The organism is Caballeronia sp. EK (assembly GCF_014384845.1).
GTDB lineage: Bacteria > Pseudomonadota > Gammaproteobacteria > Burkholderiales > Burkholderiaceae > Caballeronia > Caballeronia jiangsuensis.
The window spans coordinates 38,501-52,461 of record NZ_JACSUE010000003.1; the positions used below are offsets into that span (position 1 = coordinate 38,501).

The following is a 13,961-nucleotide window of genomic DNA, read 5'->3' on the forward strand; positions in this document are numbered from 1 at the left end:
GCTGAAAGCGCGCGTTACGTTTGCGTTTATCCTGAAAAATGGCTAAAATCATGAAGTCGCTGGGCACGTAGTTTTTTTCGCTGCCCGGGTGCGACCTCGGTTGAAGATGATGGGCGTTGCGCCCATTTTTTTTTGGCTATTCGGTTCGGCATCTCGGGAGCAGGGTGCGCGCCCGCATGAAGGCGCTCGCTCGCAGGTGTTTTTGCGTGGAGCGCGCGAAACACCTTGGAGTTACTGTGCAACTGACGGAATTGATAGAAACCACGGTCTCGGGCCTTGGCTACGAGCTTGTCGATCTCGAGCGTTCGGGAGGCGGCATGCTGCGTATATATATCGACCAGCCGGCTGGTATCGCCATCGAAGACTGCGAGAAGGTCACGCGCCAGCTCCAATATTTGCTCGAAGTCGAGAACATCGATTACGACCGGCTCGAGGTTTCGTCGCCGGGGCTCGACCGCCCGCTCAAGAAACTGGCGGATTTCGAGCGCTTCGCGGGGAGCGAAGTCTCCATCACGTTGAAAAAGCCGCTGGACGGGCGCAAATCGTTCCGTGGCATCTTGCACGCCCCTGACGGCGACACGATCGGATTGGAATTTGAAGGGAAGGACGGCGCCGCGATGCTCGATTTCACGCTCGCGGACCTCGATAAGGCACGTCTCGTCCCCAAGGTTGATTTTAGGAGCCGCAAACAATGAGTCGCGAAGTATTGATGCTGGCGGATGCGCTGGCACGCGAAAAGAACGTCAACAAGGACGTCGTGTACGCAGCGCTGGAAGCTGCGCTTGCTTCCGCAACGAAGAAGCTCTTCGAAGAAGACGTGGATATCCGCGTCGCTATCGACCGTGAGAGCGGCGAGCATGAAACCTTCCGCCGCTGGCGCGTCGTGCCGGACGAGGCCGGCCTGCAAGAGCCGGATCAGGAAATCCTGCTGTTCGAAGCGAAGGAACAGAAGCCCGACGCAGAGGTGGACGACTTCATCGAGGAGCCGATTCCGTCGATCGAATTTGGCCGCATCGGCGCGCAGGCCGCCAAGCAGGTCATCCTGCAGAAGGTGCGCGATGCCGAGCGCGAGCAGATCCTGAACGACTTCCTCGAGCGCGGCGAAAAGATCATGACCGGCTCGGTGAAGCGCCTGGACAAGGGCAATTTCATCGTCGAGTCGGGCCGTGTCGAAGCGCTGTTGCGCCGCGACCAGCTGATTCCGAAGGAAAATCTGCGCGTGGGCGACCGCGTGCGCGCTTATATCGCGAAGGTCGACCGCACCGCGCGTGGTCCGCAGATCGAGCTGTCGCGCACCGCGCCCGAATTCCTGATGAAGCTCTTTGAGCTGGAAGTGCCGGAAATCGAGCAGGGCCTGCTGGAAATCAAGGCGGCCGCGCGCGATCCCGGCGTGCGTGCGAAAATCGGGGTGATCGCCTACGACAAGCGCATCGACCCGATCGGCACGTGCGTCGGCATCCGCGGTTCGCGCGTGCAGGCCGTGCGTAACGAGCTCGGTGGCGAGAACGTCGACATCGTGCTATGGTCGGAAGATCCCGCGCAGTTCGTTATCGGCGCCCTCGCGCCGGCAGCCGTTCAGTCGATCGTCGTCGATGAAGAAAAGCACTCGATGGACGTCGTCGTGGACGAAAACGAGCTCGCCGTCGCCATCGGCCGCGCCGGCCAGAACGTGAGACTCGCAAGCGAACTCACCGGCTGGCAAATCAATATCATGACGCCGGACGAGTCGGCGTTGAAGCAGAACGAAGAGCGGGGCAAGTTGCGCGACCTGTTCATGGCGCGTCTGGATGTGGACGAGGAAGTCGCCGACATCCTGATCGACGAAGGCTTCACGAGCCTCGAAGAAATCGCCTACGTGCCGCTCAACGAAATGCTCGAAATCGAAGCCTTTGACGAAGACACCGTGCACGAGCTGCGCAATCGCTCACGCGACGCGCTGCTCACGATGGCGATCGCCAACGAAGAGAAAGTGGAAGGCGTCGCGCTCGAGCTGAAGAGTCTCGACGGCATGGACAACGAGCTGCTTGCAAAGCTCGCGGAGCACCAGATTCAGACCCGCGACGACCTCGCGGAGCTGGCAGTCGATGAACTGGTCGAAATGACCGGTATGGAAGAGGATGCCGCTAAGGCGTTGATCATGAAAGCACGTGAACACTGGTTCCAGTGAGAAATGACCATGGCGCACTGATATTTGGCGGCCTGTTTGGCCGCGTGACCCCGATCTAACCGCAAGGATATGTCCTTGCATCAAGAGGAATGAATGGCGAGTAACAACGTAGCCCAATTTGCCGCGGAACTCAAAATGCCTGCGGGCGTCCTGCTCGAGCAGTTGCAGGCGGCTGGCGTCCAGAAAGCGAGCGCGAATGACGACCTGTCTGAAACGGACAAGGCGCGTCTGCTCGATCATTTGCGCAAGTCGCACGGTTCCGCCGACGCCGACAAGCGCAAGATCACTTTGACCCGCCGGCATACGTCGGAAATCAAACAATCCGACGCAACGGGTAAAGCTCGCACCATTCAGGTCGAGGTGCGCAAGAAGCGTGTTTTCGTGAAGCGCGACGAACCCGGTCTCGAGCAGGCCGAGGCGGCGCCGAATCACGTCGAAGAGCCGGAAGTCGACGAGGCCGAACTGCAGCGCCGCGAGGAAGAAGCGCGTCACGCCGCCGAGCAGCTCGAACGCGAAGAGCGCGAGCTGAAGGAGCAACAGGCGAAGCTCGAACGCGAGGAAGCCGAGCGCCGCGCCCGCGAGGAAGCGGCGGAAGCCGAGCGCAAGAAGCAGGAAGAGGAAGCAGCGCGCCGTGCGGCGGCTGCGGCTCAGGCGGCGGAAATCTCGCGTGCGGCGCAGTCGGCGCGTCAGGAAGCGCGTACGCAACCGGCGGTCGAAGCCAAGCCGGAACCGAAGCAGGACGATACCGCTCAGCGCGAAGCCGCCGAAAAGGCAGCGGAAGAGAAGGCCGCGAGCGAGCGCGCTGCTCAGCGTGAAGCCGCGAAGAAGGCGGAAGAAGACGCGAAGGCAAAGGCCGACAAGGCGCGTCTGGAGCAGGAAGCCATCGCGAAGCGTCGTGCGGCGGCGGAAGCCGAAGCCCGTGCCATCCGCGAAATGATGAACACCCCGCGCAAGGCGCAGGTGAAGGCGCCGGAACCCGCGCCCGCACCGAAGCCGGTGGAAGCGGCGAAGGCCGCTGAAGCGAAGGGCACGCTGCACAAGCCCGCGCGACCGGAAGGCGCGCAGGCGGCCCGTCCCGCGGCGGCGAAGAAGCCGGCTGCGCCGGGCACGACGGCTCCCGCATCGACGGCTCCGGCAGGCGCTGGCGACAAGAAGAAAGCTGGCAAGGGCGGCTGGCAGCAGGACGACGCATCGAAGCGTCGTGGCATGAAGACCCGTGGCGATTCGAGCGGCGGCGTCGATCGCGGCTGGCGCGGCGGTCCGAAGGGTCGCGGCAAGCATCAGGATCAGACCACGTTCCAGGCGCCGACCGAGCCGATCATCCGTGAAGTGCATGTGCCGGAAACCATTTCGGTGGCCGACCTCGCGCACAAGATGTCGGTGAAGGCTTCGGAAGTCATCAAGGTGATGATGAAGCTCGGCCAGATGGTCACGATCAACCAGGTGCTGGACCAGGAAACGGCGATGATCGTCGTCGAGGAACTGGGCCATCGCGCGGTCGCGGCGAAGCTGGACGATCCGGAAGCGCTGCTCGTCGAAGGCGAAGCCACCGAAGACACGGCGGAGAAGCTGCCGCGTCCGCCGGTCGTCACCGTCATGGGTCACGTCGACCACGGCAAGACCTCGCTCCTGGACTACATCCGTCGCGCGAAAGTGGCGGCGGGCGAAGCGGGCGGCATTACGCAGCATATCGGCGCGTATCACGTCGAAACGCCGCGCGGCGTCATCACCTTCCTCGACACGCCGGGTCACGAGGCCTTCACGGCCATGCGTGCGCGCGGTGCAAAGGCAACCGACATCGTCATTCTGGTGGTAGCAGCGGATGACGGCGTGATGCCGCAGACGAAGGAAGCGATCGCCCACGCGAAGGCGGGCGGCGTGCCGATCGTCGTCGCGATCAACAAGATCGACAAGCCGGAAGCCAACCCCGACCGCGTGAAGCAGGAACTCGTCGCGGAAGGCGTGGTGCCGGAAGAGTACGGCGGCGATTCGCCGTTCATCGAAGTATCGGCGAAGACCGGCCGCGGTATCGACGATCTGCTGGAAAACGTATCGCTGCAAGCCGAAGTGCTGGAACTGACCGCGCCGGTCGATGCAGCCGCGAAGGGCCTCGTGATCGAAGCCAAGCTCGACAAGGGCAAGGGTCCGGTCGCGACCATTCTGGTGCAGTCGGGCACGCTGAATCGCGGCGACGTGGTTCTCGCGGGCAGCGCCTACGGCCGCGTGCGTGCGATGCTGGACGAAACCGGCAAGCCGACGAAAACGGCGGGTCCGTCGATCCCGGTGGAAATCCAGGGTCTGTCGGAAGTGCCGGCGGCGGGCGAGGAAGTCATCGTGCTGCCGGACGAGCGCAAGGCGCGCGAAATCGCGCTGTTCCGTCAAGGCAAGTTCCGCGACGTCAAGCTGGCGAAGCAGCAGGCCGCCAAGCTCGAGAACATGCTCGAGCAGATGGGCGAAGGCGAAGTGCAGAACCTGCCGCTTATCGTCAAGGCGGACGTGCAGGGTTCGCAGGAAGCGTTGGTTCAGTCGCTGCAGAAGCTCTCGACCAACGAAGTGCGTGTGCAGATCGTGCACAGCGCGGTCGGCGCGATCAGCGAATCGGACGTCAACCTGGCGACGGCGTCGAAGGCGGTCATCATCGGCTTCAACACGCGTGCGGATGCGCAAGCCCGCAAGCTGGCCGAGTCGAACGGCATCGACATCCGCTACTACAACATCATCTATGACGCAGTGGATGAGGTGAAGGCAGCGATGTCCGGCATGCTCGCGCCGGAGAAGCGCGAGACGGTGACGGGCATGGTCGAGGTGCGTCAGGTCATTCGCGTGCCGAAGGTCGGTCTGATCGCGGGTTGTATGGTCACGGACGGCGTCGTCAAGCGTTCCTCGTCGGTGCGCGTGATCCGCAACAACGTCGTGATCCACACCGGCGAGCTCGATTCGCTCAAGCGCTTCAAGGACGACGTCAAGGAAGTGCGTCAGGGCTTCGAGTGCGGTATGTCGATCAAGAACTTCAGCGACATCGTGGAAGGCGACCAGTTCGAAGTCTTCGAAGTGACGGAAGTGGCTCGCACACTGTAATGCGCTAGCCGCCGATAAAAGGGCGGGGTGAGCCTGGCGGCTCGCTCCGCCCTTTTTGCATCGGCCGGCAAGAAGAGAAACACGGAAACGACATCATGGCTAAAAAACGGACATCCCCGAACCGCAACGTGCAGATTGCGGACCAGATTCAGCGCGATCTTTCGGAGCTCATGCGCGAGGTCAAAGACCCGCGCGTGGGTCTCGTGACGATTCAGAGCGTCGAGCTCACACCCGACTACGCGCACGCGAAGATCTATTTCACGACACTCACCGGCGATCCGAAACAGACCGAGCAAGGTTTGAATCACGCGGCGGGACATCTGCACAATATGCTGTTCAAGCGCCTGCATATCCATACGGTGCCCACGCTGCACTTCCACTACGACCAGACGATCGAGAAGGCCGTCGAGATGTCGCGCCTGATCGACGAAGCGAACGCCTCGCGCGCGAAGGACGCGGACGACGATCAGGAAGGCAAGTAAGCCATGAGTGGCACGGAAAAACAGGCGCGGCCGAAGATTCCGCGTCGCGCGCTAAATGGCGTGCTGCTGCTGGACAAGCCGCTCGGGCTGTCGAGCAACGATGCGCTCATCAAGGCGAAGCGGATTTATCTCGCGAAGAAGGCGGGCCACACCGGCACGCTCGATCCGCTCGCGACGGGTTTGCTGCCGCTTTGTTTCGGCGAGGCGACGAAGTTCTCGCAAGACCTGCTCGAAGCGGACAAGACTTACGAAGCGACCATGCGTCTCGGCATCCGCACGACGACCGGAGATGCCGAAGGCGAGGCCATCGACACGCGTGACGTAACGTGCGACCAGGCGGCGGTTTCAGAAGCAATGACGAAGTTTCTCGGCGAAATCACGCAGGTTCCGCCGATGTACTCCGCGCTCAAACGCGACGGCAAGCCGCTCTACGAATACGCTCGTGCAGGTCAGACGGTGGAACGCGAAGGCCGTCAGGTGACGATTCACGCGTTGCAGTTGCTCTCGTGCGCGCTGCCGCTCGTGACGTTTCGTGTGACGTGCAGCAAGGGCACATACGTGCGCACGCTGGCGGAAGATATCGGCGAGGCGCTCGGTTGCGGCGCGCATCTGACGGCGCTGCGGCGAACGGGCGTCGGCGCGTTGACGCTGGAGCACGCGGTCACGCTGGACGAACTCGCTGGCATGAACGAAGCGGAGCGCGATGCACGGCTTCAGCCTGTCGACGCGCTCCTGTCCACTTTTCCCGCGGTTGAACTGAACGACGAAGCGACTCAGCGCTTTCTTCACGGCCAGCGCCTGCGGCTCGCGGACGTCGTGCAAACGCGCCTCGAAGAAGGCCGCGTGCGTGTCTATGCGCGAGAAGGCGGTCGCCTGCTCGGCGTGGCGCGTGCGGGCGAAGGTGTGCTCGCGCCCGAACGATTGATCGTCACGGCGCAATAAAAAAGAGCCCGGTTGAGCGATCAACCGGGCTCTCTTCATTCCACGTGCGGCAATTCGGTCAGTGCGCCGCCGACGCCGCCGCTGCCGAATCCCCACTGCCCGAACGCTCGGGCCGCGTGATCCAGATCAACGCGATCAGCGCGACGAAAATCCCCGCGGAGATATAGAACATGTCGTTCACGCCGAGCTGCGCGGCTTGCTGCGTCGCCATGCTGTTGTACAGGCCGTAGGTCTGATCCTTCGAGAAGCCGAGCGCGCCCATCTGCTGCATCGAGTTTGCGAAGACAGGGTTATACGAGTTCGCCTGCTCGACGAGTTGCGCGTGATGCACGATCGAACGATGTTCCCACGCGGTCGAGAAAATCGACGTGCCGATGCCGCCGCACATGATCCGCACGAAGTTCGACAAGCCCGACGCCGCCGGAATCCGATGCCCCGGCAAACCCGACAGCGTGATCGACACGAGCGGAATGAAGAAGCCCGCCATGCCGATGCCCTGAATCACCGTCGGCACCGTGAGCGCCCAGGTATCGACGCCCGTCGTATAGCGCGAGCGCATCCAGAAGCACAGCGCGAACACGAGAAACGCGGCGGTCGCGATATAGCGCGGATCGGTTCGGGGCAGGAACTTGCCGGTGATCGGCGAAAGCAGGATCGCGAACAGGCCGACGGGCGCCATCACGAGGCCGGCGTTCGTCGCGGTGTAGCCAATATCCGTTTGCAGCCACAGCGGCAGCAGCACGAGATTGCCGAAATAGAGCCCGTAGCCGATCGACAGCGCGATCGTCCCGCCCGTGAAATTGCGCAATTCGAACAGCGACAGATCCACGACCGGATGCTCCGCCGTCAGCTCCCAAACGATGAAGAATGCGAACGAGATCACCGCGATCAGCGCGAGCACGACGATCGTCGTCGAGTTGAACCAGTCGAGATCCTTGCCCTTGTCGAGCATGACCTGCAGCGAGCCGACCCAGATCACGAGCAGCGCGAGCCCGACGGTGTCGATCGGCGCCTTGCGGATCGCGGAATCGCGGTCGCGGAAGATCGCGAAGGTGGCGAGCGCCGCCGCGATACCGACCGGGATGTTCACGTAGAAGATCCACGGCCACGAGATGTTGTCGGAGATCCAGCCGCCGAGCACCGGGCCCGCGACCGGCGCGATGAGCGTGGTCATCGACCACATCGAGAGCGCCATCGGCGCTTTTTCGCGCGGATAGCTCGCGAGCAGGAGCGTCTGCGACAGCGGGATCATCGGGCCGGCGACGGCGCCTTGCAGCACGCGCGCGGCGAGCAGGAACGGCAGCGTCGGCGCGAGGCCGCAGAGCCACGACGCGAGCACGAACAGGATGATCGAGCCGAGGAAGAGCCGCACCTGGCCGATGCGCTGCGTAAGCCAGCCGGTGAGCGGCACGGAGATCGCATTCGCTACCGCGAACGATGTGATGACCCACGTGCCCTGATCCGACGACACGCCGAGGTCGCCGGAGATCGACGGAATCGAGACGTTCGCGATCGACGTGTCGAGCACGTTCATGAACACGGCGAGCGATACGGCAATCGTCCCGATGACGAGCTTTCCGCCCGACAGCGGCGGGTGAACGACGTTTTGCGAAGACATGAGGCGAATCCGCTTACATCAGCTTGGCGGCGGATGCGGACTTCGTCGCCTTGCCGCGCGCCGACGACGGTGTGTTCTGCGCCGACGAACCCGCGCCCGTGCCCGCGTTCTGCTGGATGATGCGCGCGATTTCCTGATCGGCCTGCGCGCCGTAGTTGTCGAACACGTTGGTCTGGTAGACCGTGTTCTGCGCGTTGCCGAGCTGGCCGCCTTCCTCGTTCTTGATCGTCACATCGACGTTCATCGAGAGGCCGATGCGCAGCGGATGCTGCTCCAGTTCCTTCGGATCGAGCTGGATACGCACCGGCAGACGCTGGACGACCTTGATCCAGTTACCCGTCGCGTTCTGCGCGGGCAAGAGCGAGAACGCCGAGCCCGTGCCGGCCGAGAAGCCGATGACCTTGCCGTGATACACGACGCTCGAACCGTACAGGTCGGCCGTCAGTTCCACGGGTTGCCCGAGGCGCATGTGCTTCAACTGCACTTCCTTGAAGTTCGCGTCGACCCAAACGCCGTTGAGCGGCACGATCGCCATCAGCGGATTGCCCGGCGAGACGCGCTGGCCGACCTGCACCGAGCGCTTCGCCACATAGCCCGTCACCGGCGCCGGCAGCGTGTTGCGCGCGAAGTTGATGTACGAGTCGCGCACCTTGGCGGCCGCGGCGAGCACGTTCGGATGATCCGCGATCGTCGTGTTGGCCGTGAGCGAACGGTTCGACGCGAGTTCCTGCTCGGCCGAGTCGAGTGCGGCCTGCGCGCCGCGGACTGCGTCGCGGGCGTGCGAGATTTCTTCCTGCGACACCGCGCCCGTCTGCGCAACCTGCATGCGGCGCTTCAGATCGTCCTGCGCGCGCGACAGATCCGACTTGCGCAACGCGATCTGCGCTTCGTACTGGTTGTTGTTCACGAAGAACGTGCGCACCTGACGCACGGTCTGCGCGAGATTCGCCTCGGCCTGATCGAGCGCGACCTTGGAGTCGGCCGGATCGAGCGCGACGAGCGGATCGCCGACCTTCACGGTTTGCGTGTCGTCCGCGTTCACCGAGATCACCGTGCCGACGACCTGCGGCGTGATCTGCACGACATTGCCGTTGACATAGGCGTCGTCGGTGGCTTCGTGGAAGCGCGCGACGAGGAAGTAGTACAGCCCGTACGCGACGGCGGCGATGATGATGACGAGCACGATCAGCGTCATCAGCCGGCGGCGTTTGCCGTTGCTTTGCTTCGGCGCGGGCGCGGCGGCGGTTTGTTGAGGGTCGCTCATGAAAGACTCCGAATATTCCGTATTGGTCTTGATGCGTGTTCTTGTGCGCGGCTTACTTCGACGACGCGGACTGATTCGCCGCCTGCGTGCTCGCCGGATTCTGCCCGTTGCCGCCGATCGCGAGATTCGTGCTCGTCGCGTCGAAGCCGCCGCCGAGCGATTTGATCAGCGCGATTTGCAGATCGGTGCGCTTCAGGCGCAGATTCGTCACGGTCTGCTCGTTGGCGAGGCGGTTTTCGTCGGCGTTGAGCACTTGCAACTGCGGCGACAGGCCGGCCTTGTAGCGGATCACCGCGAGCTGATAGGCGCTCGACGCCGCCGCGAGCGCGCGCTGGGCGTCGGCCATCTGCTTGTCGAGCGAGCGGATCGCGGAAATATTGGTCGCGACGTCGTTCATCGCATTGATGAGCGTCTGATTGTAATTCGCGACATCGCCCTCGAAGTCGGCATAACGGCCCTTCAACTGGCCGCGCAAGGCGCCGGCATCGAAGATTGGCAGATGAATCGCCGGCCCGATCTGGATCTGGCGGCTGCTCGCCTGCAGGAAGCGGCCCCAGCCGAATGCGTCGAAACCGAAGCCCGCCGCGAGGTTGATGTCCGGGAAGAACTCGGCCTTCGCTTCCTTGATATTGTGCGTCGCGGCTTCGACCTGCCAGCGCGCGGCGACGATGTCCGGACGGCGCGCGACGAGGTCGGCGGGAACGTTGTCGGGCAGCGCCACGTTGACGTTCGGATTGATCACGGGCTTGGCGATCTGCAGGCCGCGGTCCGGACCCTTGCCGAGCAGCGCGGCGAGCTGATAGCGGACGGTTTCGATCTGTCCGTCGAGCTCGGTCGAGTTCGTCTGGCTCGTCGCGACGTTGCCTTCCGCAGTGCGTCGCTCCACGTTGGTGTCGAGCCCGGCCGCGACGCGCCCGTTCGTGATGCGCCCGACGTCCTGCCGGTTCGCGATCTCGCGCTGGGCCACGTCGCGCAGCGCGTAGAGCAGCGCTAGCTGGTTATACGTGCGCGCGACCGATGTCGCCAGCGTCACGCGCGCCTGCTGCATGTCCGCCTCGGCGGCCTTTTGCTGCGAGACAGCCATGTTCAGCCGCGAGCGGTTCTTGCCCCACAGGTCGAGTTCCCACGACGCGCTCGCGAGCACGTTGTTCTCGCTGTACCAGGTGCCGCCGTAGGGAGGCGGGAAGAGCGCGTTGGCCGAATACAGCTCGCGCGTCCACGAATACGATCCGTTGACCTTCGGATAGAGCGCCGAGCGCGACGTCTCGATGTACGCCGACGCCTTCGCGATGCGCGACTGCGCCTGCGCGATGGTCGGATTGTCCGCGAGCGCCTCGTCGATCAGTTGCGGCAACTGCGGATCGCCAAACTGCTTCGCCCAGTCGAGCGCCGGCCACTGGCCGCCTTGTCCCGGTAGGCTCTGCGTGGCATCGAAGTTTTCTGGCGCGGCAATCTGCTTGTCGCTCGAAATGCCCGCGTAGTTCGCGCAACCCGCGAGCGCGAGCGCAGCCATCGCGGCAGCCACTGCGCTCTTCACGCGACGCTCGCCGGGCAGCGCGGACAAGGAAAGGTGGTTCATATCTCGTCTCTTGAGAAGAGAATTAAAGATGGACGTTGCAACCATTTTGTAGGCTCGCGATGACAAATTTGCTTGTCATCGCAATGACGTACCAGGCTTATCGTTGGCATGAAGCAGCGATGCGACGGAAGGATCGCAGGAATTTGCCAGAATCCGCCGCAGCATACTTTTCAGGAAGCCCACTTCTTCGGGCGTGAAGCCCGCGAGCAGGTTATCCAGCACGCGCGTAAAGATGGCGGGAATCTTCTCGGCCGTTGCCTGGCCTTCGTCCGTCAGCGCGAGGCGCACGACGCGCCGGTCTTCCTCGCTGCGTACGCGCGAGAGCAGGCCGCGTTTTTCCAGCCGGTCGATGAGGCGCGTCACGGCGCTTGCGTCGATCCCGTATTCGCGGGCGATGTCCGCGGCCGTCAGGCACTTGCCGACTGCCAGCATGAAGAGGATGCTTGCCTGTGTACTCGTGATGCCGAGTTCGGATGTCGTGTGTTGCGTGACCATGTTCCACATGGTCGAGCGCACCCGGCCGATCAGGTAGCCGACGCTCTCGGCGAAAACATAGTCGCCGATGGCCGCAGATTTCGGAGCGTCGCTCATGGAAATAATTGTGCGATTGCAATAGTTGACTAGGCAGGATTATAGGCAAGCGTTTCAGTCGCTGCAAGACTCTTTTCTGAAACCGCTTAACAATCGGGCGTGCGCGGCCGCGACGGGGCGGGGTCGAGACCCAAGACTTACGGGTTGAGTCCTATTGCAAGGGAACGACATCCATGCGTGCTATAATTTACGGTTCTCACCGCGCCGGGCCCGCATAGTCATGCTTGCATGACGGTTTCAAGGGGGGTTTGCCGAGCCATGAAGTCTCGCTGAAGAGACTCGCTCCGACGGCGCACAACCAAGACATCTCTATATGACTCGCGCCCTCCGCAATATCGCCATCATTGCCCACGTCGACCACGGCAAGACCACGCTCGTCGACCAGTTGCTCCGCCAGTCGGGCACGTTCCGGGAAAACCAGCAGGTCGCCGAGCGCGTCATGGACTCGAACGACATCGAAAAGGAACGTGGCATCACGATTCTTGCGAAGAACTGCGCCGTCGAATACGAAGGCACGCACATCAATATCGTCGACACGCCGGGCCACGCCGACTTCGGCGGTGAAGTGGAGCGCGTGCTGTCGATGGTCGATTCCGTGCTGCTGCTCGTCGACGCCGTCGAAGGCCCGATGCCGCAGACGCGCTTCGTCACGAAGAAGGCGCTCGCGCTGGGTCTGAAGCCGATCGTCGTCATCAACAAGGTGGACCGTCCGGGCGCGCGTATCGACTGGGTGATCAACCAGACCTTCGATCTCTTCGACAAGCTCGGCGCGACCGAAGAGCAGCTCGACTTCCCGATCGTTTATGCGTCGGGTCTGAACGGCTACGCGGGGCTCTCGCCCGAAGTGCGCGAAGGCACGATGCGTCCGCTCTTCGAAGCCATTCTCGAACACGTGCCGGTTCGTCCGGCCGATCCGGACGGCCCGCTGCAACTGCAAATCACGTCGCTCGACTACAACTCGTATGTCGGCCGTATCGGCGTGGGCCGTGTCGCGCGTGGCCGCATTCGCCCCGGCATGCAGGTGGCGGTGCGTTCTGGCCCGGACGGCGCGATCATCAATCGCAAGATCAATCAGGTGCTGTCGTTCCACGGTCTCGAGCGCGTGCAGGTCGAAGAAGCGCAGGCCGGCGATATCGTGCTGATCAACGGCATCGAGGAAATCGGCATCGGCGTGACGATCTGCTCGCCGGACAATCCCGAAGCGCTGCCGATGATCACCGTCGACGAACCGACGCTCACGATGAACTTCCTCGTGAATTCGTCGCCGCTCGCGGGCAAGGAAGGCAAGTTCGTGACGAGCCGCCAGATTCGCGACCGTCTCACGAAGGAACTGAACCACAACGTGGCGCTGCGCGTGAAAGACACCGGCGACGAAACCACGTTCGAAGTGTCGGGCCGCGGTGAACTGCATCTGACGATTCTCGTCGAGAACATGCGCCGTGAAGGCTACGAACTCGCGGTGTCGCGTCCGCGCGTCGTGCTGCAGGAAATCGACGGCGTGAAGTGCGAGCCGTATGAAAACCTGACGGTCGATATCGAAGACCAGCATCAGGGCGGCGTGATGGAAGAACTCGGCCGCCGCAAGGGCGAAATGCTCGACATGACCTCCGACGGCCGTGGCCGCACGCGTCTCGAGTACAAGATTTCGGCGCGCGGTCTGATCGGCTTCCAGAGCGAGTTCCTGACGCTCACGCGCGGCACGGGTCTGATGAGCCACACGTTCGATTCGTACGCGCCGGTGAAGGAAGGCTCGGTCGGCGAGCGTCGTAACGGCGTGCTGATCTCCCAGGACGACGGCGCCGCCGTCGCGTATGCACTGTGGAAGCTGCAGGATCGCGGCCGCATGTTCGTGTCGCCCGGCGATGCGCTCTATGAAGGCATGATCATCGGCATTCACAGCCGCGACAACGACCTCGTCGTGAACCCGATCAAGGGCAAGCAGCTGACCAACGTGCGCGCGTCGGGCACCGACGAAGCCGTGCGCCTCGTGCCGCCGATCCAGCTTTCGCTGGAATACGCGGTCGAGTTCATCGACGATGACGAACTCGTCGAAGTGACGCCGCAGTCGATCCGCCTGCGCAAGCGTCATCTGAAGGAGCACGAGCGCCGTCGCGCGAGCCGTGAAGCGAACGCCGAGTAAGTTTCAGGCGACGGTCGCATCGGCAGAGCAAAAGCCGCCTTCGGGCGGCTTTTGCTTTTTTCGTCGTCGTGCAAGAGACCCTTGCGTATCTCATAAAAGC

Annotated in this window: 10 protein-coding genes; 6 read left to right on the plus strand and 4 right to left on the minus strand. The window is 63.1% G+C overall.

What is annotated here, in order from left to right:
* Window positions 1–236: 236 nt before the first annotated feature.
* From rimP to truB, 5 genes are all read left to right on the plus strand, one after another.
* Complete coding sequence (rimP, locus tag IAG25_RS08890; RefSeq protein WP_035501172.1) at window positions 237–695, plus strand: ribosome maturation factor RimP; 459 nt, start codon at window positions 237–239, stop codon at window positions 693–695.
* The gene (gene nusA / locus IAG25_RS08895) at window positions 692–2,167 is read left to right on the plus strand and encodes a transcription termination factor NusA (protein ID WP_035501118.1); all 1,476 of its coding nucleotides are present in this window, start codon (window positions 692–694) and stop codon (window positions 2,165–2,167) included. Before rimP ends, nusA begins: the two co-directional genes overlap by 4 nt.
* Before the next feature lie 93 nt (window positions 2,168–2,260).
* Window positions 2,261–5,245, plus strand: a complete 2,985-nt coding sequence (gene infB / locus IAG25_RS08900; protein WP_187604558.1) for a translation initiation factor IF-2 — start codon at window positions 2,261–2,263, stop codon at window positions 5,243–5,245.
* 95 nt (window positions 5,246–5,340) lie between these two features.
* Window positions 5,341–5,727, plus strand: coding sequence for a 30S ribosome-binding factor RbfA (gene rbfA / locus IAG25_RS08905; protein WP_035501116.1), 387 nt, complete (start codon window positions 5,341–5,343; stop codon window positions 5,725–5,727).
* Window positions 5,728–5,730: 3 nt separating this feature from the next.
* The gene (gene truB / locus IAG25_RS08910) at window positions 5,731–6,669 is read left to right on the plus strand and encodes a tRNA pseudouridine(55) synthase TruB (protein WP_187604559.1); all 939 of its coding nucleotides are present in this window, start codon (window positions 5,731–5,733) and stop codon (window positions 6,667–6,669) included.
* 58 nt (window positions 6,670–6,727) lie between these two features.
* On the opposite strand, the gene IAG25_RS08915 is transcribed toward truB, so the two are convergent.
* The 4 genes from IAG25_RS08915 to IAG25_RS08930 all read right to left on the minus strand — a co-directional run bounded on the left by IAG25_RS08915 (window position 6,728) and on the right by IAG25_RS08930 (window position 11,721).
* Window positions 6,728–8,287, minus strand: a complete 1,560-nt coding sequence (locus tag IAG25_RS08915; protein WP_187604560.1) for a DHA2 family efflux MFS transporter permease subunit — start codon at window positions 8,285–8,287, stop codon at window positions 6,728–6,730.
* Between the two features lie 13 nt (window positions 8,288–8,300).
* The gene (locus tag IAG25_RS08920; protein WP_187604561.1) at window positions 8,301–9,551 is read right to left on the minus strand and encodes an HlyD family secretion protein; all 1,251 of its coding nucleotides are present in this window, start codon (window positions 9,549–9,551) and stop codon (window positions 8,301–8,303) included.
* 52 nt (window positions 9,552–9,603) lie between these two features.
* Window positions 9,604–11,130, minus strand: a complete 1,527-nt coding sequence (locus IAG25_RS08925; RefSeq protein ID WP_187604562.1) for an efflux transporter outer membrane subunit — start codon at window positions 11,128–11,130, stop codon at window positions 9,604–9,606.
* A 75-nt stretch (window positions 11,131–11,205) separates the two neighbouring features.
* Window positions 11,206–11,721 carry a MarR family winged helix-turn-helix transcriptional regulator gene (locus tag IAG25_RS08930; RefSeq protein ID WP_187604563.1) on the minus strand — a complete coding sequence of 172 codons (516 nt, stop codon included), beginning with the start codon at window positions 11,719–11,721 and terminating at the stop codon, window positions 11,206–11,208.
* 313 nt (window positions 11,722–12,034) lie between these two features.
* On the opposite strand from IAG25_RS08930, the gene typA reads away from it, so the two are divergent.
* On the plus strand, window positions 12,035–13,861 hold the full coding sequence (gene typA / locus IAG25_RS08935) for a translational GTPase TypA (protein WP_035501110.1): 1,827 nt from the start codon (window positions 12,035–12,037) through the stop codon (window positions 13,859–13,861).
* The last annotated feature ends 100 nt before the right edge of the window (window positions 13,862–13,961 follow it).

What these genes read in the sequence shown, in the direction of transcription:
- nusA (WP_035501118.1), top strand. Translation starts at nt 692, where the DNA reads ATGAGTCGCGAAGTATTGATGCTGGCGGATGCGCTGGCACGCGAAAAG.
- infB (WP_187604558.1), top strand. Translation starts at nt 2,261, where the DNA reads ATGGCGAGTAACAACGTAGCCCAATTTGCCGCGGAACTCAAAATGCCT.
- rbfA (WP_035501116.1), top strand. Translation starts at nt 5,341, where the DNA reads ATGGCTAAAAAACGGACATCCCCGAACCGCAACGTGCAGATTGCGGAC.
- truB (WP_187604559.1), top strand. Translation starts at nt 5,731, where the DNA reads ATGAGTGGCACGGAAAAACAGGCGCGGCCGAAGATTCCGCGTCGCGCG.
- IAG25_RS08915 (WP_187604560.1), bottom strand. Translation starts at nt 8,287, where the DNA reads ATGTCTTCGCAAAACGTCGTTCACCCGCCGCTGTCGGGCGGAAAGCTC.
- IAG25_RS08920 (WP_187604561.1), bottom strand. Translation starts at nt 9,551, where the DNA reads ATGAGCGACCCTCAACAAACCGCCGCCGCGCCCGCGCCGAAGCAAAGC.
- IAG25_RS08925 (WP_187604562.1), bottom strand. Translation starts at nt 11,130, where the DNA reads ATGAACCACCTTTCCTTGTCCGCGCTGCCCGGCGAGCGTCGCGTGAAG.
- IAG25_RS08930 (WP_187604563.1), bottom strand. Translation starts at nt 11,721, where the DNA reads ATGAGCGACGCTCCGAAATCTGCGGCCATCGGCGACTATGTTTTCGCC.
- typA (WP_035501110.1), top strand. Translation starts at nt 12,035, where the DNA reads ATGACTCGCGCCCTCCGCAATATCGCCATCATTGCCCACGTCGACCAC.